The 25,334-nt window shown below is 72.0% G+C and carries 21 protein-coding genes and 3 tRNA genes; 18 read left to right on the top strand and 6 right to left on the bottom strand.

Annotated features, from left to right (window positions below):
- Positions 1-75 precede the first annotated feature (75 nt).
- From ACFYY1_RS11810 to ACFYY1_RS11795, 4 genes are all read left to right on the top strand, one after another.
- Positions 76-160 (top strand) — tRNA-Ser (locus tag ACFYY1_RS11810).
- Positions 161-348: 188 nt separating this feature from the next.
- Positions 349-792 carry a hypothetical protein gene (locus ACFYY1_RS11805; RefSeq protein WP_388583642.1) on the top strand — a complete coding sequence of 148 codons (444 nt, stop codon included), beginning with the start codon at positions 349-351 and terminating at the stop codon, positions 790-792.
- Positions 793-869: 77 nt separating this feature from the next.
- A complete protein-coding gene (locus ACFYY1_RS11800) occupies positions 870-1,337 on the top strand; it encodes an SAM-dependent methyltransferase (RefSeq protein WP_388583640.1) in 468 nt (155 codons plus the stop codon).
- Between the two features lie 436 nt (positions 1,338-1,773).
- Positions 1,774-3,366 (top strand): ABC transporter substrate-binding protein, encoded by a 1,593-nt coding sequence (locus ACFYY1_RS11795; protein ID WP_388583638.1) that lies wholly within the window; start codon positions 1,774-1,776, stop codon positions 3,364-3,366.
- Between the two features lie 21 nt (positions 3,367-3,387).
- Here the strand turns inward: ACFYY1_RS11795 and ACFYY1_RS11790 are convergent, their stop codons facing one another.
- Positions 3,388-4,269, bottom strand: a complete 882-nt coding sequence (locus ACFYY1_RS11790; protein ID WP_388583636.1) for a bifunctional DNA primase/polymerase — start codon at positions 4,267-4,269, stop codon at positions 3,388-3,390.
- A gap of 335 nt (positions 4,270-4,604) precedes the next feature.
- Here ACFYY1_RS11790 and ACFYY1_RS11785 point away from each other — a divergent pair, with 335 nt between their 5' ends.
- The 8 genes from ACFYY1_RS11785 to ACFYY1_RS11750 all read left to right on the top strand — a co-directional run bounded on the left by ACFYY1_RS11785 (position 4,605) and on the right by ACFYY1_RS11750 (position 12,645).
- The gene (locus tag ACFYY1_RS11785; protein WP_351260222.1) at positions 4,605-4,916 is read left to right on the top strand and encodes a hypothetical protein; all 312 of its coding nucleotides are present in this window, start codon (positions 4,605-4,607) and stop codon (positions 4,914-4,916) included.
- Between the two features lie 236 nt (positions 4,917-5,152).
- Positions 5,153-6,352 carry an acyl-CoA dehydrogenase family protein gene (locus tag ACFYY1_RS11780; RefSeq protein WP_388584666.1) on the top strand — a complete coding sequence of 400 codons (1,200 nt, stop codon included), beginning with the start codon at positions 5,153-5,155 and terminating at the stop codon, positions 6,350-6,352.
- Positions 6,353-6,375: 23 nt separating this feature from the next.
- Positions 6,376-7,362 carry a bifunctional MaoC family dehydratase N-terminal/OB-fold nucleic acid binding domain-containing protein gene (locus ACFYY1_RS11775; protein WP_388583634.1) on the top strand — a complete coding sequence of 329 codons (987 nt, stop codon included), beginning with the start codon at positions 6,376-6,378 and terminating at the stop codon, positions 7,360-7,362.
- 1 nt (position 7,363) lies between these two features.
- Positions 7,364-8,413, top strand: coding sequence for an acyl-CoA dehydrogenase family protein (locus ACFYY1_RS11770; protein ID WP_388583632.1), 1,050 nt, complete (start codon positions 7,364-7,366; stop codon positions 8,411-8,413).
- A 2-nt stretch (positions 8,414-8,415) separates the two neighbouring features.
- On the top strand, positions 8,416-8,811 hold the full coding sequence (locus tag ACFYY1_RS11765) for a MaoC family dehydratase (protein ID WP_388584664.1): 396 nt from the start codon (positions 8,416-8,418) through the stop codon (positions 8,809-8,811).
- Positions 8,808-9,974, top strand: coding sequence for a lipid-transfer protein (locus ACFYY1_RS11760; protein WP_388583630.1), 1,167 nt, complete (start codon positions 8,808-8,810; stop codon positions 9,972-9,974). Before ACFYY1_RS11765 ends, ACFYY1_RS11760 begins: the two co-directional genes overlap by 4 nt.
- Positions 9,975-10,319: 345 nt before the next feature.
- Entirely contained in the window at positions 10,320-10,850 is a 531-nt protein-coding gene (locus ACFYY1_RS11755) for a SigE family RNA polymerase sigma factor (RefSeq protein WP_388584662.1), read from the top strand.
- Between the two features lie 145 nt (positions 10,851-10,995).
- Positions 10,996-12,645, top strand: coding sequence for a long-chain fatty acid--CoA ligase (locus ACFYY1_RS11750; protein WP_388583629.1), 1,650 nt, complete (start codon positions 10,996-10,998; stop codon positions 12,643-12,645).
- Positions 12,646-12,752: 107 nt separating this feature from the next.
- On the opposite strand, the gene ACFYY1_RS11745 is transcribed toward ACFYY1_RS11750, so the two are convergent.
- Positions 12,753-16,619, bottom strand: a complete 3,867-nt coding sequence (locus ACFYY1_RS11745) for a PAS domain-containing protein (RefSeq protein ID WP_388583627.1) — start codon at positions 16,617-16,619, stop codon at positions 12,753-12,755.
- Positions 16,620-16,799: 180 nt separating this feature from the next.
- A complete protein-coding gene (locus ACFYY1_RS11740) occupies positions 16,800-17,285 on the bottom strand; it encodes an SSI family serine proteinase inhibitor (protein WP_388583626.1) in 486 nt (161 codons plus the stop codon).
- Between the two features lie 228 nt (positions 17,286-17,513).
- Between ACFYY1_RS11740 and ACFYY1_RS11735 the strand changes: the two genes are divergently transcribed.
- Positions 17,514-17,604 (top strand) — tRNA-Ser (locus tag ACFYY1_RS11735).
- Between the two features lie 291 nt (positions 17,605-17,895).
- Positions 17,896-17,968, top strand: a tRNA-Arg gene (locus ACFYY1_RS11730).
- 109 nt (positions 17,969-18,077) lie between these two features.
- Here the strand turns inward: ACFYY1_RS11730 and gap are convergent.
- The 3 genes from gap to ACFYY1_RS11715 form a co-directional block, all read right to left on the bottom strand.
- Positions 18,078-19,076 (bottom strand): type I glyceraldehyde-3-phosphate dehydrogenase, encoded by a 999-nt coding sequence (gap, locus tag ACFYY1_RS11725; RefSeq protein ID WP_388583624.1) that lies wholly within the window; start codon positions 19,074-19,076, stop codon positions 18,078-18,080.
- 107 nt (positions 19,077-19,183) lie between these two features.
- Positions 19,184-20,140, bottom strand: coding sequence for a GlxA family transcriptional regulator (locus ACFYY1_RS11720; protein ID WP_376635240.1), 957 nt, complete (start codon positions 20,138-20,140; stop codon positions 19,184-19,186).
- A 57-nt stretch (positions 20,141-20,197) separates the two neighbouring features.
- Positions 20,198-20,743, bottom strand: coding sequence for a hypothetical protein (locus ACFYY1_RS11715; protein WP_388583622.1), 546 nt, complete (start codon positions 20,741-20,743; stop codon positions 20,198-20,200).
- 155 nt (positions 20,744-20,898) lie between these two features.
- On the opposite strand from ACFYY1_RS11715, the gene ACFYY1_RS11710 reads away from it, so the two are divergent.
- From ACFYY1_RS11710 to ACFYY1_RS11695, 4 genes are all read left to right on the top strand, one after another.
- Positions 20,899-21,786: a DUF2797 domain-containing protein gene (locus tag ACFYY1_RS11710; RefSeq protein WP_388583621.1), complete on the top strand. Its 888-nt coding sequence runs from the start codon at positions 20,899-20,901 to the stop codon at positions 21,784-21,786.
- Between the two features lie 150 nt (positions 21,787-21,936).
- Positions 21,937-22,815 (top strand): amidohydrolase family protein, encoded by an 879-nt coding sequence (locus ACFYY1_RS11705; RefSeq protein ID WP_388583619.1) that lies wholly within the window; start codon positions 21,937-21,939, stop codon positions 22,813-22,815.
- Between the two features lie 87 nt (positions 22,816-22,902).
- Complete coding sequence (locus ACFYY1_RS11700) at positions 22,903-23,643, top strand: response regulator transcription factor (RefSeq protein WP_388583618.1); 741 nt, start codon at positions 22,903-22,905, stop codon at positions 23,641-23,643.
- Positions 23,636-25,327, top strand: a complete 1,692-nt coding sequence (locus tag ACFYY1_RS11695; RefSeq protein WP_388583617.1) for an ATP-binding protein — start codon at positions 23,636-23,638, stop codon at positions 25,325-25,327. The genes ACFYY1_RS11700 and ACFYY1_RS11695 overlap by 8 nt, the downstream gene beginning before the upstream one ends.
- Positions 25,328-25,334: the final 7 nt, after the last annotated feature.

Here is a 25,334-nt window from a genome sequence, read left to right as displayed (position 1 = left end):
GGCCCTCCCGCGCATCCGGGCGACGGCCGACTACCGGTACGCTGTAGGCGCTCCGTCACAGGCGGGCGGAGCAGGGGTGGGTTGCCCGAGCGGCCTAAGGGAACGGTCTTGAAAACCGTCGTGGCGCGAGTCACCGTGGGTTCAAATCCCACACCCACCGCAGCAGTTCGGCGAGCACGCCGATGAGGCGAGCATGCCGATGAGGATGAGGCGAGCATGCCGATGAGAAGGGGCGTCCCGGGAACGGGGCGCCCCTTCGTCGTGGAGCGCCGTCCACCCGGTGGTGTCAGTGGCCGCTGTTAGCGTCCGGCTGTTCTGGCAGGCAGAGCTGTGTGGGGAGGACGGCGGATGGGCGCTTCGGGGTGGGACTACTCCGTGCCGTATCAGGAAGATCTCGTCGGGGCGTTCGAGGGGTTGCGGCGGAAGGTCTTCCAGGAGCGGGAGTACTACTGGGGGCCGGGCGGCGACTGGTTGCCCGAGGGGGATCGGCTGCCGTGGCCCGAGAGCGAGGAGGAACTGTGGGAGCACGAGCTCGTGCAGCACGACGGGACGCACTCGATCCTCGACATGTTCCGGATCATCGGAGCGGAGGAGCAGCCCGACTACGGCACGGTCAAACAGGTCACCGAGGAGGAGGCGCTGCGGGTCCTGGGCGCGCGGAAGCTCACCCGGGCGCACGTGCCGAGGTTCGAGGAGTTCGATCACTGGCGTTGGTACGGGCGGTGCGCCGTGCTCCATGACGACCGGGGGGAGCCGCGGGAGATCTACTTCTGGGGCTACTCCGGCGACTGAGCACACGCGGCCCACTTGCCGGGGCTTCCCGTGCCTCGACGCCGGTACGGGTGGCGCGGCGGGGATAGCCTCCGGTCATGGCGAGCTTCGAGATCACACCGATAGGTACGGTCCGGAACGACCGGACGGATGTCCAGCACACGGACAACTGGGGTGCCGTCCGCAGCACGATCACCATCGACGAGCGCTTCGGCGAGGCAGCTCTCCAGGGCCTGGAGGGGTTCTCCCACGTGGAGGTCCTCTTCGTCTTCGACCGGTTCCCGGAGCCCGACGACTACCGCGAACCCCGCCCCTACCGCGGCCGGTCCGACCTTCCGCCCGTCGGCGTGTTCGCCGGCCGCGGACCCCGCAGGCCGAACCGCATCGGGGTGACGTGCTGCGCCGTCGAATCCGTCCACGGCCGCGAACTGACGGTGGTGGGCCTCGACGCGGTCTCGGGCACCCCGGTCATCGACCTGAAGCCGGCGATGGTGGAGTTCAGCCCCGTGGACATCAAGCAGCCGGAATGGGTCAGCGGCCTGATGTCGGAGTACTTCCGGCCGTAGGCGGGGCCGTCGGGCCGGACCGGTCAAGCGGTGTTTGTCCGTGAAGAGTTCGCTGATCAGGGGTGTCGCCGCGGTGACCGGGTCGGTCGGTCGGTCGGCACAGTTGGATACCAGCCATTTGTGTCCGTGGCACCGGTTGCGGGTGAAGATTTTTGTCGCATGATGTGCCACCACACAGCGCTGCGTACTACTAGATTGTCAACGCACCACGAGGCCGATCATGGTCTGCCCCGCATCGTTCATCAGCTGCCATTCGGCAGTCGGTCACCACGAAGAACCCTGGTGAACACCATGTCCAGGCAGGCTTTCGGTCCGCACCAACCGCGCACGGCCGGGCCGACAGTGCTGGACGGTCGCGACGTTCGCAGTAGTTCTTGACCTGATCCGGTTGTCCGGGGAGCCCCACGTTCCCGGCCGAGAGTATGAGGCACGTTCTGTGAAGGTTCGTACGAGGCGGTCGGCCACTCTGCTCTCAGGGGGAGTGGCGGTGGTGCTGTTGCTGGCGGGTTGTGGCTCGGAGGACCAGATCTGGCCATTCGACAGCGAGGACACGATGGTCGTCGGCATGTCCGACGACATCCTGGCGACCGATCCGGCCGCCGGGTACGACCCCGGGTCCTGGCTGCTGTTCAACAACGTCTTCCAGTCGCTGCTGAGTTTCCCGCCCGGGAGCTCCATACCGGTGCCCGAGGCCGCCGACGAGTGCGCTTTCTCGGACGGCAGCAGGACCTACACCTGCACCCTGCGCGACGATCTGAAGTTCAGCAACGGCCACAGCCTGACCTCGGCGGACGTCAAGTACTCCTTCGACCGGGCGATCAAGATCAACGACCCGGCGGGACCGGCACCGCTGCTCTCCGGTATCTCGTCGATCAGGACCCCGGACGACAAGACCGTCGTATTCCGCCTCAAGGTTCCCGACGCCACGTTCCCGAGCAAGATCGCATCGGGTGCCGGCTCCATCGTGGACCGCCAGGTCTATCCCGAGGACAAGCTGCTCGAAGGCGGCGAGACGGTCGGTTCCGGCCCTTACAAACTGGACTCCATAGACAAGACGAAGGCTGAATTCTCGGTCTATTCCGGCTATCACGGAACCGCCGAGGTGAAGAACTCCGGCGTGACGATGAAGCTCTTCCAGGGCGACCAGAACGCGCTCAAGACCGCGCTGGAGGAGGACGAGGTCGACATCGCGTACCGAGGTCTCACCGCCAAGACGGTCGCCGCCCTGGACACTTCGCCCAGCGCGGAGAAGGACGGCATCGAGGTCGTCCAGGGAAGCAGCGCGGAAGTCCAGCACATGGTCTTCAACGTCTCCGACCCGGTGATCGGCAAGCTCGCCGTACGCAAGGCCATCGCCTATCTCGTCGACCGGTACGCCCTGGTCAGCCAGGTCTACCAGTCCACGGCCACGCCGCTCTACTCGATCGTCCCGGTCGGCATCACCGGGCACGGCAACTCCTTCTTCAACACCTACGGCGACAGCCCGCAGCCGCAGAAGGCGAAGGATGTGCTGAGGGAATCCGGGATCACCGAGAAGGTGAAACTCACCCTCTGGTCCACGCCGAGCCGTTACGGTCCGGCGACCGACGACGAACTCCAGACCATCGCCGATCAGTTGAACAAGAGCGGACTGTTCGAGGCCGGGATGAAGTCCGTTCCGTTCGACCAGTACGAAAAGGGCATCGCCGAGGGCAAGTTCGGCGTCTACGTCAAGGGCTGGGTTCCTGACTATCCCGACCCCGACAACTTCACCCAGCCGTTCTTCGGCGACGGAAACGTCCTGTCGAACAATTACGAGAACAGCGAGATCACCAAGAAGATCATCCCGGAGACCTCGTCCATGACCGACCGCTCGAACGCCCGGTCGGCGTTCATCAAGCTCCAGGACATCGTGGCGCGTCAGCTGCCGCTCCTGCCGCTCTGGCAGGGAAAGCAGTACGCGGTCGCCAACGAGAAGGTCCGGGGCCTGCAGAACTGCCTGGACACGTCCACCGTCTTCCGGTTCTGGGAACTCAGCATGGCGCCCTGACGCTCTGCTGCGGGGCAGCCCTCAGTCGTCCGTCGCCCCGGGGGCGGCCGTGGTGAGGCGGGCCGCCGATGCGATGGTGGCGCGGGCCTCGCGTTCGGTGAGGCCGGTGCGGACGGCGGCGTGGGTGAGGGCGTCCGCCAGGGCGTCGCCGTAGCCGTGTTCGTAGGCGCGGCAGGCCGCCCAGAAGAGCCGTGTGTTGCGCTGGCCCTCGCGTGCCGCGAGGACGAAACGGACCAGTCCCCGGCCCCGGTCCGGGCTTTCCGTGCCGGTCCGGCGGCGCGCCGGGGGCATGAGCAGGCGCAGCAGCGCGCGGGGGCAGGGGGCCGGAGGCAGGCCGGCGGTGCCCGGGGCCAGTCGGTAGCGGCCGTGCGGAGTGACCGAGCCGGGGCCCACCAGATAGCCGCCGGTGCCCCGGATGTCGATGCCGGGGGCCAGGCGGCTCGCGGAGTTCGGTACGGGGATGCCGGGCGGGCCGGTCAGCCAGAGGTGCCGCCCGCCGCTCGGGGTGAGGACCATGACGGTCGGCGGGATCGTGAACAGGTGGTGCAGGGCCAGCCGCCGGAGCGATACGGCGGAGTCCTCGCCGCCCGGGGTGTCGACGTCCAGGTCGATGCCGATGAGGTGGTGCGGGGGCCGCCCGCAGGCGATGCCGTAGCCGGTGGCCCAGGGGGCGGCGGCGAAGAGGGCCCGTACGGCGGCCGGGTCCGTGGTGGCGTCGTGGACACCGTGCCCGGGAAGGCCGCACGCGCCCCGGCAGGTGGACCGGCGGTCGTCGTTCCGGTGCGGAGAGGGCAGCGCGGGGAGCTTGCGGGCGGTCAGCGGGATGACGGGGAGCCCGCGCTCGGCGGCGGAGAGCGCGTGGGCGAGGGCCAGGGTGGCGGTCTGCCGGTCGGTGATGGCCATGGTTCTATTTTCGTTCAGGTGTTCGAAAAAGGGAAGGGAGTGTGGCGCCGACGGGCCGGCCGCCGGAACGCTTCTTCCCTTGGGGGTACGGGGCTGGGCCGCCCGGCCGCGCCCCGGTGACCGCCCGGCGGGGCGCGGGCGGGGGCGACCTGGGGCTTTTGGGGCGCGCAAAGGTTTATCGGCGCTTCCTCACGCCTGCGGGGGAATCGGCTCGCAGAGGCGGTTCGCCGGGGATCGGGTGGGCAACTCTGGTCTCGCGACGTCGTGACCAAGACCGGGGCGGTCGGCCAACTGCCTCGGAACAAGCCGTACTTCCGGTTCCTGGAGGAATTGAAATGGCAAGCATCCGTACCGCTCGTGCCCTCGCCGCTGTCGCCGCCCTGCCCCTTGCTGCCGCGCTCTTCAGCGGTGTGGCCCAGGCCGACAGCGGCTCGTTCGCGAACGACGGATCCAACGCGGCCGTTGCGACGGTCGTCGGCAGTGGCGTCGGCGGCAACAACTCCGGCAACTCGTCCACGTCCCAGCAGCAGGCCGTCGGCTCCGGAGCGTCGAATTCGAGCAACTCCGCGCAGGTGAACGGCTCGGGGTTCACCGTGGTCGACCAGGACAACGACAACGTCGCGGTGAACTTCACCAACCTCTGGTGACCCGTGGCCGGTCATGGCCGGTCGGGGGGTCGGGCCAGGGTCGGCCGCACAGGCAACACGGTCTGCGCGAGGGTGCTTGGGCGCCCTCGCGCGGGCCGTTTCGCGTTGCCGGAGGAAGCGGACGGCAGGGGTGGGCGCACCCCCGAGGGGCGTCGTCGACCTTGACAGCGGACCTGGATCTGACGGACAGTCAGAAACCCTGATCCGTACGCCCCGTGTCCGGGAGGCAGCCCGCCGTGCACCTCGCCCAGACGGAACGCCAGCAACAGCTGCGCGCCGAACTCCGCACGTACTTCCGCGAGGTGATGCCCGGGAGGGACACGGGTACGGCCCCGGGGGCCGAGGACCCGGCCGAGCAGCGCCGGGTGCTGCGCAGGATCGGCGCCGACGGGATGCTCGGACTCGGCTGGCCCGTCGAGTACGGCGGCCAGGGGCGCGGCGCCGACGAGCAGTTCGTCTTCTTCGACGAGGCGTACCGGGCCGGGGCGCCCGTTTCGATGGTCACCCTCAACACCGTCGGCCCGACGCTGATGAAGTACGGGACCGATGAGCAGAAGGCGTACTTCCTGCCCAGGATCCTCAGCGGCGACCTCGTCTTCGCCATCGGCTACAGCGAGCCCGAGGCCGGTACGGACCTCGCCTCGATGCGTACCAGGGCGGTGCGGGAGCACGGCGAGGACGGTGCCGAGGGCGGCGGGCACTGGGTGATCGACGGGCAGAAGATCTTCACCAGCAACGCCCAGAACGCGGACTGGATCTGGCTCGCCTGCCGCACGGATCCCGACGCGCCCAAACACCAGGGCATCTCGATCGTCCTCGTGCCGACCGACTCCCCCGGGTTCTCCTGGACGCCGATCGAGACCGTGGGCGGGCTCACCACGACGGCCACCTACTACGACGGGATCCGGGTACCGGCCACCAACCTGGTGGGTCCGGAGAACGGCGGCTGGGGACTGATCACCAATCAGCTGAACCATGAACGGGTGGCCCTCGCCGCGATCGGGATGCAGGCCGAGGACTTCTACGAGGCCGCCCTCGCGCACGCCCGCACCCCCGATCCCGTGACGGGCGGGCGCCCGGCCGACGAGCCGTGGGTGCGTGCCCGGCTGGCGGAGGCTCATGCCCGGCTGGCGGCGACGCGGCTGCTCAACTGGCGTCTGGTGGGGGAGGTCGGGGCGGGCTCGCCGGCCCCGGGCGAGGCGAGCGGCGTGAAGTTCGCGGGGACCGAGAGCGCCGTCGAGGTGTACCGGATGTGCCAGGAGATCACCGGGGAGACGGGCATGGTGCGGGGCGGTTCGCCCGGCGCCTTCGGGGACGGGGAGCTGGAGCGGATGAACCGGGCGGCGCAGATCAACACCTTCGGGGGCGGGGTGAGCGAGGTGCAGCGGGAGATCGTCGCGACGATGCGGCTCGGCCTGAAGCGGGGCAGGCGGTGAAGGCCGGGGCGGGAGCGCCGGAAGTGAAGGCCGGGACGGAAGCGCCCAAGGGGCCGCCCAAGGGGCCGGGCAAGGGGCCGGGCAAGGGTCCGGACGAGCTCCACGGGCGGCTCAAGGAGTTCGAGGGGAGGGCGGCCGCGACCGCGGGCACCGGCAAGGACCCGGTCAACGAGGCGATGATCAGGCACTGGTGCGAGGCGATGGGGGACACGAACCCGGCGTACGCGGGACCGGACGCGGTCGCTCCGCCGACGATGCTCCAGGCGTGGACGATGGGCGGCCTGTCGGGGCACACCGACCGCTCCGCCGCGTACGAGGAACTCTTCGGGCTGCTCGACGGCGCGGGGTACACCTCGGTGGTCGCGACCGACTGCGAGCAGGAGTACCTGCGGCCGTTGCGGCCGGGGGAGCGGATCACCTTCGACGCGGTCATCGAATCGGTCTCGGAGCGCAAGACCACCAAGCTCGGGACGGGGTACTTCGTCACCACGCGCATGGACGTCCGGGCGGACGGCGAACCCGCCGGTACGCACCGCTTCCGGATCCTCAAGTACACCCCGGCGAAGGCGAAACGGGCGGCGCGCGGCGACGCGAGGAGCCGGCGCCCGAGGCCGGTGATCAACCGGGACAACGCCGGGTTCTGGAAGGGCGTCGCCGAGCACCGGCTGCTGATCCAGCGCTGCGGCGGGTGCGCCACGCTGCGCTTCCCCTGGCTGCCCGGCTGCAACGCGTGCGGCTGCCAGGAGTGGGACACGATCGAGGCGAGCGGCGAGGGCACCGTCTTCAGCCATGTGGTGATGCACCACCCGCCCTTCCCCGCGTTCGCCGCCGACGGAGCGGGCGGACCGTACGCGGTGGCACTGATCGAGCTGGTCGAGGGGGTACGGATGGTCAGCAATGTCGTCGGTGTGCCGTACGACAAGGTGCGGCCGGGAATGCCGGTGCGGCTGGAGTTCCTGCGTACGGACCCCGAGTTGGAGCTTCCGGTCTTCCGGGGAGGCGAGGGCTGAGATGGATTTCGCACCCACCGAGGAGCAGTCGGCGGCACAGGGGCTCGCGGCGCGGATCTTCGGCGACCTGTCGACGCCCGAGCGGCTGGCCGTGGCCGGCCCGGCGACCGACGCCGAACTGTGGAAGGAGCTCTGCGCCGCCGGGCTGACCGCGGCCGTCGAGGAGACCGGGCTGCTCGGCCTGGTGCTCCTGCTGGAGGAGCAGGGGCGCACGACGGCGCAGGTACCGTTCGCGGCGAGCTGTGTGTACGGGCTGCTGTCCGTCGCCCGGCACGGCACGGACGAACAGCGGGAACGGCTGCTGCCCGCGCTGCGGGACGGCACGGCCGTCGCCACCGGGGCCTTCCCGGCACGCGGCGGGATACGGGCGGACGGTACCGGCGCCGATGACGCCGGGCGGCTGAGCGGCACCGTGCCGTACGTGCCCTGGCTGCGGGACGCCGACCTCGTTCTCGTACCGGACCGGGAGCACCGGCTGTGGATCGTCCGGACCGGTGACCCCGGGGTGCTGACCGAGCCGGTGGAGACCACGGCGCCGTGGTCGGCGGCGCGGCTCGTCCTGGACGGCGCGCGCGGGGAACGGCTCGGCGGCGCCGGAGCGTACGCGGCGGTGCTGGCGGCGGCCCGGACGGCGTTCGCGGGACTGCAGGCCGGGGTGTGCGCCGGTTCGCTGGCCCGCGCCGTCGCGCACGTCAACACCCGGGAGCAGTTCGGGCGCCCCCTCTCCACCAAGCAGGGGGTGCTGCTGCGCGCCGCCGACGCCCACATGGACACCGAGGCGATCCGGGTCACCGCGTACGAGGCGGCCTGGCGGTACGACACGGGCCTGCCGTGCGGACCGCAGGCGCTGACCGCCGCCTGGTGGGCCTCGGAGGCCGGAAAGCGGGTGGTGCACGCCGGGCAGCATCTGCACGGCGGCGCCGGCGCGGACCTCGACCACCCCGTGCACCGCCACTTCCTCTGGGGCCGGCAGCTCGACGCCTACCTGGGCTGCGGCGGCGAAGTGCTTCAGGAACTCGGCGATGCGCTGGTGAAGGAGGGCACGGAGTGAAGGTGAAGGCCGGTGACGAACTGGCGCCGCTGGAGATCGCGGTGACCCGCACCCTGATCGTGGCGGGCGCGATCGCCTCCCGCGACTACCAGGACGTGCACCATGACGTGGAGCTCGCCCGGGAGAAGGGCTCCCCGGACATCTTCATGAACATCCTGACGACCAACGGCCTGGTCGGCAGGTACGTCACCGACCGCCTCGGCCCGTCGGCCGTGCTCCGCAAGGTCGCGATCCGGCTGGGCGCACCCAACTACCCCGGGGACACCATGATCCTGAGCGGCACGGTCACCTCCGTCGCGGACGACGGAACGGCCGAGGTGAGGATCATCGGCGCCAACGGTCTCGGCAGACACGTCACCGGCACGGTGACCGTCGGCGTACCGCGGGGGGCGGCATGAGCGTGCGCAGGGCCGATTCGCTCGGCGGCAAAGCCGCGGTGGTGGGGATCGGCGCGACCGAGTTCTCCAAGGACTCCGGGCGCAGCGAGCTGAAGCTGGCCGTCGAAGCGGTACGGGCCGCCCTCGACGACGCCGGGCTGACCCCCGACGACGTGGACGGGCTGGTCACCTTCACCATGGACACCAGCCCCGAGATCACCGTCGCCCAGGCGGCCGGGATCGGTGAGCTGTCGTTCTTCTCCCGCATCCACTACGGCGGCGGGGCGGCCTGCGCCACCGTCCAGCAGGCGGCGATGGCGGTGGCGAGCGGGGTGGCCGACGTGGTGGTCTGCTACCGCGCGTTCAACGAGCGCTCGGGGCGCAGATTCGGCTCCGGCGTGCAGCAGCGGGAGCCCACCGCGGAAGGCACGGCGCTCGGCTGGAACCTGCCCTTCGGGCTGCTCACCCCGGCCTCCTGGGTCGCCATGGCCGCCCAGCGCTATCTGCACACGTACGGGCTGACGCCGGAGGTCTTCGGCCATGTCGCGGTGACCGACCGCCGCCATGCCGCCCGGAATCCGGCGGCGTACTTCTACGGGAAGCCGATCACCCTGGCCGACCACGCGGCGTCGCGGTGGATCGTCGAACCGCTGCGGCTGCTCGACTGCTGCCAGGAGACCGACGGCGGGCAGGCGATCGTCGTCACCAGCGCCGAGCGGGCCCGGGACCTGCGGCGGCCGCCCGCCGTGATCGTGGCCGCGGCGCAGGGCGCCGGGCGGGCGCAGGAGCAGATGACGAGCTTCTACCGCGACGACCTGACCGGCCTGCCGGAGATGGGCGTGGTCGCCCGGCAGCTCTGGCGCAGCTCCGGTCTCTCCCCCTCCGACATCGACGTGGGCATCCTCTACGACCACTTCACCCCCTTCGTCCTGATGCAGCTGGAGGAGTTCGGCTTCTGTGCGCCGGGCGAGGCGGCCGGCTTCGTCGCGGCGGACGCGCTGCCCCTGAACACGCACGGGGGCCAGCTGGGGGAGGCGTATCTGCACGGCATGAACGGCATCGCGGAGGCGGTCCGGCAGATCCGCGGTTCGTCGGTGAACCAGGTCTCCGGGGCGGCCAGGACCCTGGTCACGGCAGGCACCGGCGTACCCACCTCGGGGCTGATCCTCGGCACGGACGACTGAGCCCGCCTCAGGGGCGCGCCCCTGATCCCCGGGGACGACGGCTCCACCTACAGGAGGTGGAGGAGGCCCTACCCCTCCACCCTGAGGCGGACGCGCTTTCGGGACCTGGGGCCGATCCCCCGGTGCGGTGCCCGCTTCTAGCGTGGAGCCATGACCACGCCAGTCTGCACGGGCAGCTCCGGGGGAGCCGCCACCACCGGACACGCGCCGTACCCGGGACACATGTCGCACACCCCGCACATCACCGGGCACGGCGTACCCAGCCAGCACGGAGCGCGCACCGCACGCCCCGCGTACCCCTCGCGGACGCCGTACGCGACGCAGGTCCCGAACACCCCGAATGCCCTGAACGCGCCGGGTGCCCCGTACGCTCCATACGCCCCTTATCCATCGTTTTCCTCCTTCGTGCGGGCGAGAGGGCCCGTGCTGCTGCGGGCCGCGCGCTCACTCACCGCCAACCCGAGCGACGCCGAGGACCTGCTGCAGACGGCGCTCACCAAGACGTACGTGGCCTGGGAGCGGATCGAGGACCACCGGGCGCTCGACGGCTACGTCCGCCGGGCCCTGCTGAACACCCGGACCTCGCAGTGGCGCAAACGCAAGGTCGACGAGTTCGCCTGCGACGAGCTGCCCGAGCAGGAGGCCGCGCCGGCCCCCGACCCGGCCGAGCGGCAGACGCTGCACGACGCCATGTGGCGTGCCGTGCTGAAGCTGCCGGACCGGCAGCGGGCGATGGTGGTCCTGCGCTACTACGAGGACCTGAGCGAAGCCCAGACGGCCGAGGTGCTCGGGGTCTCCGTCGGCACCGTGAAGAGCGCGGTGTCACGGGCGCTCGGCAAGCTCAGGCAGGACCCGGAACTGGCTCCGGTGCGGTGACTCCAGAGGGTCGGCGCGCCGGCGGCCGCGCCTGATTTTGCCGAACGACACCGATTCGTACTCTCGGAGCTAGTGACATACCGCGCGGTATGTGGGCAGAATCAGGCCAACCTTACTGCCGCGTAGCGCCCACCGGGAGGACGCCGTGCTGAGCACCATGCAGGACGTACCGCTGACGGTCACCCGCATCCTGAACCACGGGATGACGATTCACGGGAAGTCGCAGGTCACGACCTGGACCGGCGAACCCGAGCCGCAGCGGCGCAGCTTCGCCGAGATCGGCCGACGGGCCACGCAGCTCGCCGGCGCGCTGCGCGACGAGCTCGGCGTCGAGGGCGACCAGCGGGTGGCCACCCTCATGTGGAACAACGCCGAGCACATGGAGGCGTATCTCGCGGTCCCCTCGATGGGCGCGGTCCTCCACACGCTCAACCTCCGGCTCCCGGCCGAACAGCTGGTCTGGATCGTCGGGCACGCCGACGACAGGGTCGTCATCGTCAACGGCTCCCTGCTGCCGCTGCTCGCCCCGCTCCTCCCCCAGCTGCCGTCGGTCGAACACGTGATCGTCACCGGTCCGGGCGACCGTTCGCTCCTCGACGGGGCGACGCCCCGGGTGCACGAGTACGAGGAGCTGATCGCCGGACGGCCCACCCACTACGACTGGCCCGAGCTGGACGAACGCCAGGCCGCCGCCATGTGCTACACCTCCGGCACCACCGGCGACCCCAAGGGCGTCGTCTACTCCCACCGCTCCGTCTACCTGCACTCCATGCAGGTCAACATGGCCGAGTCGATGGGCCTGACGGACAAGGACACCACGCTGGTGGTCGTCCCCCAGTTCCACGTGAACGCCTGGGGGCTGCCGCACGCGACGTTCATGTCCGGCATCAACGTCCTCATGCCCGACCGGTTCCTGCAGCCCGCCCCGCTCGCCGAGATGATCGAGCGCGAGCGGCCGACCCACGCCGCCGCCGTCCCCACCATCTGGCAGGGACTGCTCGCCGAGGTCACCGCCAACCCGCGCGACCTCAGCTCCATGGCCCGCGTCACCATCGGCGGCGCCGCCTGTCCGCCCTCCCTCATGGCCGCCTACGACAAGCTGGGCGTCCGCCTCTGCCAGGCCTGGGGCATGACGGAGACCTCGCCGCTCGGCACCATGGCCAACCCGCCCGCCGGACTGACCGAGGAGGAGGAATGGCCCTACCGCATAACGCAGGGCCGCTTCCCGGCCGGTGTGGAGGCGCGGCTGGTCGGCCCCGGCGGCGAGCACCTGCCGTGGGACAACGAGTCGGCCGGTGAGCTGGAGGTGCGTGGCCCCTGGATCGCCGGGGCCTACTACGGAGGTGCGGACGGTGAGCCGCTGCGCCCCGAGGACAAGTTCAGCGAGGACGGCTGGCTGAAGACCGGCGACGTCGGTGTGATCAGCGAGGACGGCTTCCTCACGCTCACCGACCGGGCCAAGGACGTCATCAAGTCCGGCGGCGAGTGGATCTCCAGCGTCGAACTGGAGAACGCCCTGATGGCGCACCCCGATGTGGCCGAGGCGGCAGTCGTCGCCGTCCCGGACGAGAAGTGGGGCGAGCGCCCGCTGGCGACCGTGGTCCTCAAGGACGGCACGAGTGTCGGCTACGAGGTGCTGAAGGACTTCCTCGCCACGTCCGGCATCGCCAAGTGGCAGCTGCCGGAGCGCTGGACCGTCATCGCGGCGGTGCCGAAGACCAGCGTCGGCAAGTTCGACAAGAAGGTGATCCGCAGGCAGTACGCGGCGGGCGAGCTGGACATCACCCAGCTCTGAGCCGGGCGCCTCGGACACGGCGAGGGCGGTACGGGAGTCGCTCCCGTACCGCCCTCGCCGTGTCCCGCGTCCTTCGTGCCCGCGGCCTTCTTCCGGCTTCCGGCGCGTCAGTTCGTACCGATCTTCGCGAGCAGATCGACGATGCGTGCCTGGACCTCTTCGCTCGTGGACCGCTCGGCCAGGAAGAGCACGGTCTCGCCCGAGCCGAGCTTCGGCAGCTCCGACCCGGTCATGTCGGCGGAGGTGTAGACGACCAGCGGGGTCCGGTTCAACTGGCCGTTGGCGCGCAGCCAGTCGACGATGCCGGCCCGGCGGCGGCGCACCTGCATCAGGTCCATCACCACCAGGTTGGGCCGCATCCGGGTGGCGAGCGACACCGCCTCGCTGTCGGTGGAGGCCCGCGCCACCTGCATGCCGCGGCGCTCCAGGGTCTCCGTCAGCGCCAGCGCGATCTCCTCGTGCTCCTCGATCAACAGCACCCGGGGCGGATGCTGTTCGCTGTCGCGCGGGGCGAGCGCCTTGAGGAGCACGGCGGGGTCGGCACCGTACGCCGCGTCCCGCGAGGCCTGTCCCAGGCCCGCCGTCACCAGCACCGGAACCTCGGCCGCCACCGCCGCCTGACGCAGCGACTGGAGGGCCTTGCGGGTGATGGGGCCGGTCAGCGGATCGACGAAGAGCGCGGCGGGGAACGCCGCGATCTGGGCGTCGACCTCCTCGCGCGAGTGCACGATCACCGGCCGGTAGCCGCGGTCGCTCAGCGCCTGCTGGGTGGAGACGTCGGGCGCCGGCCAGACGAGCAGCCGACGCGGGTTGTCCAGCGGCTCCGGGGGCAGCTCGTCGTCGACCGGCTGCGGCGACGGGCGGTTGGCGACCTCGACCGCGCCACCCGGGCCGTCCAGCGGCTCCGGTCCCTCGGCGCCCTCGTCGGGGGCGCCTATCGCGTACGCACGCCCCTCGGCCTCCGGGGCCGGGCGCAGCGGGCCCTGCCCCGGACCCGAGCCCGGTGCGGGGACGGACGGGGACGGGGCCGACGCGGCGGCCTGCGGGGTGCGCTCGCCCTCCGGCGGCGCGGCGAGCTTGCGGCGCCGTCCGGCACCGCCGAGCGTCTGGTTCTGCTGGTGCGCGATGTGCTGGGCGAAGGGCACGCCCTGCCCGAGGGTCCGCACGCTGAACGCGCGCCCCTGCGTCGAGTCGGACGAACCGCCCGGCATCGGAGCCTCCGCGGGCAGCGGCTGCCTGCGCGCGTCCGGTACGGGCGAGATGCCCTGCGGGCCCTCCGCGGAGCCCGCTGCGGGAGCCGCGACGGCCGTGGTGCCCGTGGCGTGCGTGGTCTGTCCGGCCGCAGGCGGCTCCGTGCCTTCGCCGGGCATCCCGTCGCCCGGCTCGGCCTGTTCGGCCTGGAGCGGGGCCTCGGAGGGGCGGGCCCGGCGCCGGCCGGTCGGTACGGGGTGCGGCTGGGGCGGGGTGTGGTCGTCGCCCGGTGCGATGTGCACGGCGTCGTGGCGCCCCGGCAGCGAGGCGTCCGCGTCGGCAGCCATGGCCGGGGACCGGTCGGCCTGCGCCGGCGGCAGCGCGAACGCGGTACGGGGCCCTGCGGGCTCGGCCTGGGCGGTCCGCTCCTGGGCGGCCGCCAGCGCCCGCCGGGCCCGCCGCCCGGCCGGCTGAGGCGCCTGCGCCGGCGCGGCCGGAGCAGGGACGGCAGCCGGGTCCGCAGCAGCGTCCGCATCCGAAGCGGAGGCGGGCAGAGCCAGCTGCCCCAGCCCCTGCCCCTGGTTCTCGGCCGGTACACCCTGCGGCGGCACGGTCTGACCGAGCTGCGGCCGGCTGCCGCCGCCCTGCGCACCCTCAGCCGCCGTCACCACGGCACCTTCGGACGGGGCGGACGGGGCGGACGGGGCGGACGGGGCCGCGGAGGCCGCGGGCAGCGCCAACGCCTGCCCGGCCTCCTGCCCCTGCCCCGGCGCCTCCGGCGCGTCCTGCGACCTGGGCGCCCCGGGTGCCCCGGGCAGCTCCGGCAGCGAGTGCTGAGCGCCGGTCTCGGCCGGGCTCGGCCGCCCCCGCCTGCGCCCCGAACCCTCGGTGCGTGCGCTCTCCGCGCCGTCTGCCTCCTGCGCCACAGGTTCACGACGCGCCCGGCGCCGCCCCGTCGGCTCGGCCGCAGCCGTGTCACCGTCGGCCCCGGCACCAGCCCCTGAACCGCCCACGGGGCTCTCCAGGAACGCGTCCGTGGACGCCCGCCGCGCGCGTCGCCGCCCGCCGCCCGGCTGCTGCGCCGCCTCGGGCCCCGGAGCGGGCTGCGCACCGGCCTCGGGCTCCGGCTCGGACGCGGGCACCGTCACCGTCCCCGAACCGGCACCCAACGGAACTTCGAGCACATACGCGCTGCCGCTCATCCCCGGTACCTCGTGCGTCTGGAGCACACCGCCGTGCGCCCGCACGATCCCGCGCACGATCGGCTCGTGCACCGGGTCTCCCCCGGCGAACGGTCCGCGCACCTCGATCCGTACGACCTCACCGCGCTGCGCCGCCGCGACGACGACCGTCGAGTCGACGTACCCGCCGCCCGGCACCACCCGGGTCTTGCCGGTCGAGTCGACCCCGGCGACATCCGCGACCAGATGGGCCAGCGCGGTCACCAGCCGGGCCGCGTCCACCTCGGCCTCGATCGGCGGCGCGTGCACGGCGAACTGGGCGCGCCCGGGACCGATCAGCTCGACGGCCGCGTCGATACCGGCCGTCACGACCGAGTCGAGCAGCACGTTCGTCTTGGCCAGCTTCTCGGCGCCGGCGTCCAGGAGCTGATAGCCGAGGACGTTGTCGACGAGGGTGGTCATCCGGGCGTAGCCCGCCGCCAGGTGGTGCAGGATCTGGTTGGCCTCGGGCCACAGCTGCCCCGCCGGGTCGGCGGCGAGCGTGGAGAGTTCGCCGCGCAGCTCCTCCAGCGGGCCGCGCAGCGATTCGCCGAGCACGGCGGTGAGCTGGGTGTGCCGGGCGGTCAGCGCCGCCAGCAGATCGGCCTGCGCCTCCAGCTCGGCCGCGTACCGCTCGGTCCGGTCCGCCAGCTCCGTGTTGTGCCGCTCCGTCAGCTCGGCGACCTCGGCGGTGTGACTGCCGGTCAGTTCGTCGACCTCGGCCCGGTGCTGCTCGCCGAGCTCCTCGTACGGCCTGCGGTCGGTGAACGTCATGACGGCGCCGACCAACTGGTCACCGTCCCGGACCGGAGCGGTGGTCAGGTCGACCGGCACCTGCGCGCCGCTCTTGGACCACAGGACCTGCCCGCGCACCCGGTGCTTGCGCCCGGACCTGAGGGTGTCGGCGAGCGGCGACTCCTCGTACGGGAACGGCTCGCCCTCCGCCCGCGAGTGCAGGATCAGCGGATGCAGTTCCTGACCGCCCAGATCGCTGGCGCGGAAGCCGAGGATCTGCGCGGCGGCGGGGTTGACCAGGACGACCCGGCCGTCGGTGTCCGTACCGACGACGCCCTCGGCCGCGGCCCGCAGGATCATCTCCGTCTGCCGCTGCGACCGGGCCAGTTCGGCCTCGGTGTCCACGGTGCCCGACAGGTCCCGCACGACGAGCATCAGCAGCTCGTCGCCCGTGTAGCTGCCGCTGTAGGTGCTCTGGAAGTCGTTGTACGCGGCCTGCCCGTCCTCCAGGCTGGCGCTGGTGACCTCGACCGGGTACTCGGTGCCGTCCGTCCGCCGGGCGGTCATCCGGGTCGGCTTCGTGCGGCCGCGGTCGTCGGCGGTGTCGGCGCGGCGCATCGACCCCGGGATCAGCTTGGAGTCGAACTCGGGCAGCAGGTCCAGGAGCCCGCGCCCGACCAGCGCGGTGCCGGGCGTCTCGAACATTTCGAGCGCGATGGTGTTGGCGTTGACGACCGTGCCGTTGCAGTTGACGAGCAACAGCCCGTCGGGGAGTGCATCGAGTATGGCTGCGAGGCGAGCAGCGCCTCGGGATGGCCTGCTGCTCACGACGACGCTTCCTCCCTGGTTACCGCACCTTGCCGACAGCGGGCCCCATCTTGCCCCTCGGGCCGCGGGCTGTCACTGGAGGAGTCTAAAGGCAGCGAAGGGGCGAGGGGCTGCGGATGAGGGGGAGCTCTCACCAAGGTTCTGTGCATACGGTGTACGACTCCGTCCGGGCCGGCCCGGTCAGCCGACGTTCGGGAGCACCGGTACCAGGTTGTTCCAGCGGGCGATCTCGCAGCCGTCGGTCCGGCTGAAGACCGCGTCGATGTGCCGCCGCTGCCAGGTCCCGGTGACCCGGGCGGTGGCCTCGCCCCCGTGCTGCAGGGTGCACAGCGCGTCCTCGGGCACCGGGGCGAACGGTTCCTCGCCCTCGTCCGCCAGCTCGTCCAGCCGGCCGCAGGCCTGCTTCGCCGCCGGGTGGCTGCCGCCCGCCGGCGCGCACCGGAGCTCGAAGGTCCCGTCGGCGGCGCCCCTCACGCCCGAGACGGTGATCGTCAGCCGGGCAGGGGCTTCGCCGGCTTCGTCCTGGAGCGCGGGCAGCGGCAGCGGCAGCGGCAGCGGCCGGGCCAGCGGCAGCGGAAGGGTGCCGCTGTCCGCGGTCGCGGCCGGCGCGACGGCGGACAGCGCGGCGAGGGAGGCGACGGCGGTGAGGGCGAGGCGGCGCATCATTGCGGGCTCCTGTGCTCGTGCACTGCGGCGGAAATGCCGGTGGAACGGACGGAAGGACGGGGGGCGGTGCCCCCGTCCTCACTAACGCTCCGCACGCCACGGCGTTGCGCAACCGCAGACGCTTTGCCCTCGTGGCCGCCTGCCTAGTACCGTAGGCATCGATTGGTGACGCACCGCTCAACTGTGTCATCATCTGCACGCACCACTCGCGCTCGCGCGGGGTGTGCTGGAGGCGTCGCCTAGTCCGGTCTATGGCGCCGCACTGCTAATGCGGTTTGGGTCTTAAAGCCCATCGAGGGTTCAAATCCCTCCGCCTCCGCTTCATCACCGAAGCCCCGTGCCACTGGCACGGGGCTTCGGTCGTATCCGGGCTTCATTCGTGTGCACGGCTCCGATCGCGCGCATGCACGGCTCCGGTCCCGTCCGGATCCGGACCCGGACACTCCGCCCGTGCTGTCCCGAACAGCCTCATCAGTACCCGAGCGACAGCGTCGCGCGGGGCATTTCCGCAGGTCAGGGCTGGTGGGGCTAAAGGATTTCGCGTCCCGGCGCAGGTCATGTAATGTTGTTCTCGCAACGCCGACCGGGGAGAAAAAACCGGGAAGCACAAGCACTCGTAGCTTAACGGATAGAGCATCTGACTACGGATCAGAAGGTTGCAGGTTCGAATCCTGCCGAGTGCACAGCAAGCCGGAGGCCCTCAGGAGAAATCCTGAGGGCCTCCGGCGTTGTCCGTGGAACAGCGGGCGGCCGGGGCGGCACGGCTCGTCGCCGTGCCGCCCCGGCGTCCGGTCAGCGGGTGGCGAGGAGTTCCAGCGTGTCGATGACGCGGTTCGAGAAGCCCCACTCGTTGTCGTACCAGGCGACCACCTTGATGTGGCGGCCTTCGACGCGGGTGAGGGCCGAGTCGAAGATCGACGAGGCGGGGTTGCCCGTGATGTCGGAGGACACGAGCGGGTCGTCCGAGTATTCGAGGACGCCGGCGAGCGGCCCCTCGGCCGCGGTGCGGTACGCCGCCAGCACGTCGTCGAGCGTCACGTCGCGGGCGACGGTCGTGTTGAGTTCGACGATCGAGCCCACCGGCACCGGCACGCGGATCGAGTCGCCCGACAGCTTGCCTTCGAGGTTCGGCAGGACCAGGCCGATCGCCTTGGCGGCGCCGGTCGTGGTCGGCACGATGTTGACGCCGGCGGCCCGCGCGCGACGGGCGTCGCGGTGCGGACCGTCCTGCAGGTTCTGCTCCTGCGTGTAGGCGTGCACCGTCGTCATGAACCCGTGCTCGATACCGGCGAGTTCGTCGAGGACCGCGGCCAGCGGCGCGAGCGCGTTGGTGGTGCAGGAGGCGTTCGAGACGATCGTGTGCACGGCCGGGTCGTAGGCGTCGGTGTTGACCCCGTACGCGAGCGTGACGTCGGCGCCGTCCGACGGCGCGCTGACGAGCACCTTCTTCGCGCCCGCGTCGAGGTGGGCGCGGGCGGCCTTGGCCGAGGTGAAGCGGCCGGTGGCCTCCAGGACGATGTCGACGCCGAGTTCGGCCCACGGCAGCTGCGCCGGTTCGCGCTCCGCCAGCACCTTGATCCGGTGGCCGTCCACGACGAGAACGTCCCCGTCGACGGACACCGGGCGTCCGAGCCGGCCGGACGTGCTGTCGTAGGCGAGCAGCCGGGCGAGAGTGGCGGGCTCCGTCAGGTCGTTGACGGCGACGATCTCCAGGGCGCTGTCGCGCTCCAGCAGTGCGCGCAGCACATTGCGCCCGATGCGGCCGAATCCGTTGATGGCGATGCGAGTCATGAGTGATGTCCCTTTCCTTCGCCACCAGGCTCGCCCGTGGCTCGCGCCGCCGACAGTGGCGGGATCGCCATGGTTCAAAAGGATCCAGCCATGCGGTGCCGGGCGGGTCACTCGCCCCGGGTGAAGGTGCGCCGGTACTCGCTCGGGGTGGTGCCGAGGATGCGCTGGAAGTGCAGGCGCAGGTTCGCGCCGGTGCCGAGCCCGACGTCGGCGGCGATCTGCTCGACGCTGCGCTGAGAGCGCTCCAGCAGCTCGCGGGCCAGGTCGATGCGGGCGCGCATCACCCACTGCATCGGCGTGTAGCCGGTCTCCTCGACGAAGCGCCGGGAGAACGTGCGCGGCGACACCTCGGCCTGCCGCGCCAGTATGTCGAGGGTGAGGGGATCGCCGAGCCGGTGCAGCGCCCACTCGCGGGTGGCGGCGAACCGCTCGCCGAGTGGCTCGGGGACGCTGCGCGGCACGTACTGGGCCTGGCCGCCGCTGCGGTAGGGGGCGGCGACCAGACGGCGGGCCGCGTGGTTGGACGCGGCCACTCCGAGGTCGCCGCGCAGGATGTGCAGGCACAGGTCGATGCCGGAGGCGGCGCCGGCCGAGGTGAGCACGCTGCCCTCGTCGACGAACAGCACGTTCTCGTCGACCCGGACGAGCGGATGCCTGGCCATGAGCGCCCGCGTGTAGTGCCAGTGCGTCGTGGCACGCCTGCCGTCGAGCAGGCCCGTGGCGGCGAGCGCGAAGGCGCCCGTCGAGATGGCGGCGAGCCGCGCGCCCCGGTCGTGGGCGGCGATCAGTGCGTCGACGACGGCCTGCGGCGGGTCCTCGCGGTCCGGGAACCGGTAGCCGGGGACGAAGACGATGTCGGCCCACGCGAGCGCGTCGAGGCCGTGCGCGACGTAGTACGCGAGACCCTCGCCGCCAGCCACGGGACCGGGCGTCGCCCCGCACACCCGCACCTCGTACGGCATGCTCGCGCGGGTCGTGAAGACCTGCGCGGGAATTCCGACATCGAGCGGTTTCGCGCCCTCCAGCACGAGGACGGCGACGCGATGCAGGCGGGAGGACGACACAAGGAGAGGTTACGCGGGGCGTGACACGCCGGTCGAACGGGACTTTCCGGACACGGCTCAGCCCGTGATGCGGAACGGGGTGTCGGCGCGCTCGTCGCTGTCCAGGCCGCGGACCTCGAACGACTGCTGCTGGTCCGAGTCGACGCTGTCCTCGGGGACCGTGACCTCTGCGGCGAAGCCGCCGTCCGGGCCGGCCGTGACGTCGCGGAGGTCGAGCGTGGAGCCGTACGTTCCGTTGAACGTGATGCGCACCTGTTCCCCGGCCGTGAAACCGGAGCCCGTGATCGTGACGGTGGCCCCGATGGCGGCCGAGTCCGGTGCGGCCATGACGCGGGCGGCCGTGGGGGAAGGGGCCGGGGCCGGCGGTGTGGACGGAAGGCTCTGCACGGGGCGCGGGGTGGGCGAGGTGTGCTGCGAGGCCGAGGGCGCTGTGACGGCCGCGGGTGCCTTCGGGGAGTGGCCGCCCGCCACCGTGGTCGCGATCACGGCGGCGATGACGGTGGCCGAGCCGGTGATGACGGCCGCGATGATCACCGTCCGGTGGCTGCGGTCGGTCCTTCCGGCCGGATCGCCGGTGGTGCGGGTGTCACCGGAGTCGGACACGTGGATTCTCCAACCAGTCATGTTTGAAAAGCAGTTGATCAGAATACGCGGCTCGGTACTCCGGCGACCTCCGGTTTTCCCGTCCCGGCGCGGGACTGCCTCGGTCGTCCATTAACGTCGCCTGACGTCGCTCAATGTCTTTCCGGGGGTCGTTCATGGCTGTGGCGTGGCAGTGCACCGGGCTGCGGTGGCCGGACGCGCAGGGGCCGCCCGTGCTGGGCTGGCGGCGGGGCGGGGCCGTACGGGGGAGTGCGCAGGCGTACGGGACGGAGTGCGGGTTCCGGGCCGAGGGGGAGCGGCGGTGCGTCGGGGCGCGCGGGAACGTGTGTCCGGTGGGGGCCGTGGTGTCGGGGCGGAGCACGGGGGCGCGGTGCCCGGAGTGCGCGCGGCTGGACCGGGCGCATTCGGTGGCCGCCGACACGATCGCCGACGACCCGAGGACGTACCGCGTGTATCTCGCCTGGTTCGGGCCGGGGATGGTGAAGGTCGGGATCACCGCCGAGCAGCGGGAGGCGGCGCGGCTGCGCGAGCAGGGGGCCGTGGTGTTCAGCTGGCTGGGGCGGGGGCCGTTGATGGCGTGCCGGCGGACCGAGGAGCTGCTGCGGTCGGCGCTCGGGGTGCCGGACCGGATTCCGTACGCGAGGAAGCGGGCCGTGCGCGGGGCGCTGCCGGGGGCGGCGGAGCGCCGGACCGAGGTGGCGGAGCTCTACCGGCGGGCCGTGGCGCTGGAGGGGGCCGGGTGGCCGGATTCGCTGGAGCGGCTGCCGTTCGAGGCGGTCGACCACGCCGGGCTGTTCGGGCTCGACGGCGCCGTGGAGGTGGCGTGGGCGGTCACCGAGCTGGTGGCCGGGGGTGCGGTCGCGGGGCGGCTGGTGGCGGCGGCCGGGCCCGATCTGCATCTGGCGACGGCGACGCACGGGGTCGTGGTGCTGGACACCCGGCTGATGACCGGGTGGGAGCTGGTGGCGGCGGACCCGCGGGCCGGGGTGGGGGTGCCGGTGGCGGACATCGGGGGCGGTGGCGTGCAGGGCGGGCTGTTCTGAGATCGTCGGACCGGACAGTGAGGAACGGGTCGGCCGGTTCGGACGGTGAGGAACGGGTCGGCCGGTTCGGACGGTGAGGAACGGGTCGGCCGGTTCGGACGGTGAGGAACTGGCCGGTACGGGCGGTGCGAGCAGTGGGAGGGGCGCGGGATGAGTGGTGACGTCGACGACGTCGTACGGTTCCGGGAGCGGCTGGGGCTGCCCGGGATCATCGATGTCCATACGCATTTCATGCCGGAGCGGGTACTGGACAAGGTCTGGGCGTACTTCGACTCGGCGGGGCCGCTGACCGGGATGGAGTGGCCGATCGAGTACCGCCGCGACGAGGACGAACGCCTCGCGCTGCTGCGATCGTTCGGCGTGCTCCGGTTCACCTCGATGCTCTACCCGCACAAGGCGGGGATGGCCGCCTGGCTGAACGGCTGGGCGGCCGACTTCGCCCGCCGGGTGCCGGACTGCCTGCACACCGCGACCTTCTACCCGGAGGACGGCGTGGAGCGGTATGTGCGCGAGGCCGTCGAGGCGGGGGCGCGGGTCTTCAAGTCGCACCTCCAGGTCGGCGCGTACGACCCCAACGACCCGCTGCTCGATCCGGTCTGGGGGCTGCTCGCGGAGGCCGGGATCCCGGTGGTGACGCACTGTGGTTCGGGACCGGCGCCAGGCAAGCACACCGGCCCGGAGCCGGTCGGCCGGCTGCTCGCCCGGCATCCGCGGCTGCCGTTGATCGTGGCGCACATGGGGATGCCGGAGTACGCGGAGTTCCTGGCGCTGGCGGAGGCGTACCCGCAGGTGCGGCTCGACACGACGATGGCGTTCACGGACTTCACGGAGAACTTCAGCCCGTTCCCGCCCGCCGAGCGGGGGCGGCTCGCCGCGCTCGGGGACCGGATCCTGCTGGGCACCGACTTCCCGAACATCCCGTACCCGTACGCCCATCAACTGCACGCGCTGGAACGGCTGGAGCTGGGGGACGACTGGCTGCGGGCGGTCTGTCACGGGAACGCGAGCGCCTTGTTCGGGGCCGGCTGACGGTCCGGCGGTGGTGCTGCCTCTTTCTCAGGGAATTCACAGATTCGGGTAAGGGCCCTTTCAGGGGAGCCCCACAGGGTGTGGGGCATGACGACGACGACCTCGCCCCAGGGGCGTACGGAACTGCTGAGGGCGGACCGCACCCCGGTTCGTGTGCTGGTGGTGGACGACGAGGCTCCGCTTGCCGAGCTGCTCTCCATGGCCCTGCGTTACGAGGGCTGGGAGGTGCGCAGCGCCGGGGACGGTGCCGGGGCTGTCCGGATGGCACGCGAGTTCCGGCCCGACGCGGTGGTCCTCGATGTGATGCTGCCCGACACGGACGGCTTCGCCGTGCTCGGCCGGCTGCGGCGGGAGCTCGCCGAGGTCCCTGTGCTGTTCCTGACCGCGCGCGACGCGGTGGAGGACCGGATCGCCGGTCTCACGGCGGGCGGCGACGACTACGTCACCAAGCCGTTCAGCCTGGAGGAGGTCGTGGCGCGGCTGCGCGGGCTGATCCGGCGCTCGGGCACGGCGGCGGTGCGCGGCGAGTCGACGCTCGTCGTCGGCGATCTGATGCTCGACGAGGACAGCCACGAGGTCAGCCGGGGCGGGACGTCCATCCACCTCACCGCGACCGAGTTCGAGCTGCTGCGCTTCCTGATGCGCAATCCGCGGCGGGTGCTGAGCAAGGCGCAGATCCTCGACCGGGTCTGGAACTACGACTTCGGCGGGCAGGCGAACGTCGTCGAGCTGTACATCTCGTACCTGCGCAAGAAGATCGACGCGGGCCGGTCATCGATGATCCACACCCGGCGCGGGGCGGGGTACCTCATCAAGCCCGGTGAGTAGGTATCCCCGCAGGTGGCGGGGGCCGTGGACGCTGCGGACCCGGCTGGTGGTCTCGGCGGTCACGCTGATCGCCGTCGTCGCGGCGGTCATCGGGACGGTCACCACCATCGCCTTCCACAGCTACATGTACGGCAAGCTCGACGACCAGCTGGACGCCATCGCCGTACGGGCCGCGAAGCCGCCCGGCGGGGGCCCGATGCCCGGCGGCGGTGTGCCGCAGAGCCTCGACCCGCTGGCCTTCGTGGACGCGCGCGGGCTGCCCGTCGGCGCCTTCGGTGCCGTGGTGGCGGACGGCGAGGTCACCTCGTCGCGCGTCGTCGTGGAGACCACCACCACCCCGGGGCCCGGGGCCGAGGACGTCGGGCAGCCGATGACCGCGGCCCAGAGCAGGGCGCTGGCGGCGGCGGACCTCTCCGTCGGCCAGGACCCGCGCACCGTCGACCTGCCGGGGCTCGGCGCCAGCCGGGTGGAGGCGGTCACGGACCCGCACGGGACGACCGTCCTCGTCGGCATCCCCGCCGACGAGGTGGGCTCGGCGCTCACCACCCTGATCGTCGTCGAGGTCTGCGTCACCGGCGCCGGCCTGATCGCGGCCGGGCTCGCGGGCGCCGCCATCGTCGGTGTCGCGCTGCGTCCGCTGCGCCGGGTCGCCGCGACCGCGACGCTGGTCTCCGAACTCCCGCTGCACAGCGGCGAGGTGGCTCTCCTGGAGCGGGTCCCGCAGGCCCAGGCCGATCCGCGTACCGAGGTCGGCCAGGTGGGCGCGGCGCTCAACCGGATGCTGGGCCACGTCGGTTCGGCGCTGGAGGCCCGGCAGCAGAGCGAGACGCGGGTACGCCAGTTCGTCGCGGACGCCAGCCATGAGCTGCGCACCCCGCTCGCCTCGATCCGCGGCTACGCCGAACTGACCCGGCGCGGCCGCGAGGAGGCCGGCCCCGACACCCGGCACGCCCTGGGGCGGATCGAGTCCGAGGCGGAGCGGATGACGGGCATGGTGGAGGATCTGCTGCTGCTCGCCCGGCTGGACGCCGGACGCCCGCTCGGCCTGGAGAGCACCGACCTCTCGCCGGTCGTCGTCGACGCGGTGAGCGATGCCCGCGCCGCCGGGGAGAGCGGCCACCACTGGCGCCTGGAACTGCCGGACGAGCCCGCGACCGTGCACGGCGATCCGACCCGGCTCCATCAGGTGCTGGTCAACCTGCTGGCGAACGCCCGTACCCACACCCCGCCCGGCACGACCGTCGCGGTCCGGGTGCGGGGCGCGGCCGGGCGGCCGTGGGTGACGCTGGAGGTCGAGGACGACGGGCCCGGCATTGCGCCCGAGCTGCTGCCGCACGTCTTCGAGCGGTTCGCGCGCGGTGACGCCTCGCGCTCCCGCAGCGCGGGCTCCACCGGGCTCGGGCTCGCCATCGTGCAGGCCGTGGTCGCCGCGCACGGCGGCCGGGCCGAGGTGGACTCGGTGCCGGGACGCACGGTGTTCGCCGTCCATCTGCCGGCTCAGGCTCCCGCCGGGCCCGAGGATCCTGTGGGACCCGCGGAACCTGTGGAGCCCGCGGAGCCCGCGGAGCCCGCGGATCCTGTGGAACCTGTGGAACCTGCGGATCCTGTGCAACCCGCGAAACCTGCGGAGCCCGCGGCCGATCCGTACTCACAGCGGGGGGACAGGCTCAGCACACCGTCGTGACAGCGGA

Source organism: Streptomyces sp. NPDC001890 (assembly GCF_042891445.1).
Classification (GTDB): Bacteria; Actinomycetota; Actinomycetes; order Streptomycetales; family Streptomycetaceae; genus Streptomyces.
The sequence above is the reverse complement of the archived record's forward strand: the minus strand, read 5'-3'. Positions and strand labels throughout refer to the sequence as shown.

Coding starts and splice junctions, on each gene's coding strand:
- ACFYY1_RS11785 (WP_351260222.1), top strand. CDS start 4,605: ATGGCAAGCATCCGTACCGCTCGTGCCCTCGCCGCTGTCGCCGCCCTG.
- ACFYY1_RS11770 (WP_388583632.1), top strand. CDS start 7,364: ATGGATTTCGCACCCACCGAGGAGCAGTCGGCGGCACAGGGGCTCGCG.
- ACFYY1_RS11705 (WP_388583619.1), top strand. CDS start 21,937: ATGAGTGGTGACGTCGACGACGTCGTACGGTTCCGGGAGCGGCTGGGG.
- ACFYY1_RS11700 (WP_388583618.1), top strand. CDS start 22,903: ATGACGACGACGACCTCGCCCCAGGGGCGTACGGAACTGCTGAGGGCG.
- ACFYY1_RS11800 (WP_388583640.1), top strand. CDS start 870: ATGGCGAGCTTCGAGATCACACCGATAGGTACGGTCCGGAACGACCGG.
- gap (WP_388583624.1), bottom strand. CDS start 19,076: ATGACTCGCATCGCCATCAACGGATTCGGCCGCATCGGGCGCAATGTG.
- ACFYY1_RS11710 (WP_388583621.1), top strand. CDS start 20,899: ATGGCTGTGGCGTGGCAGTGCACCGGGCTGCGGTGGCCGGACGCGCAG.
- ACFYY1_RS11790 (WP_388583636.1), bottom strand. CDS start 4,269: ATGGCCATCACCGACCGGCAGACCGCCACCCTGGCCCTCGCCCACGCG.
- ACFYY1_RS11760 (WP_388583630.1), top strand. CDS start 8,808: ATGAGCGTGCGCAGGGCCGATTCGCTCGGCGGCAAAGCCGCGGTGGTG.
- ACFYY1_RS11805 (WP_388583642.1), top strand. CDS start 349: ATGGGCGCTTCGGGGTGGGACTACTCCGTGCCGTATCAGGAAGATCTC.
- ACFYY1_RS11740 (WP_388583626.1), bottom strand. CDS start 17,285: ATGATGCGCCGCCTCGCCCTCACCGCCGTCGCCTCCCTCGCCGCGCTG.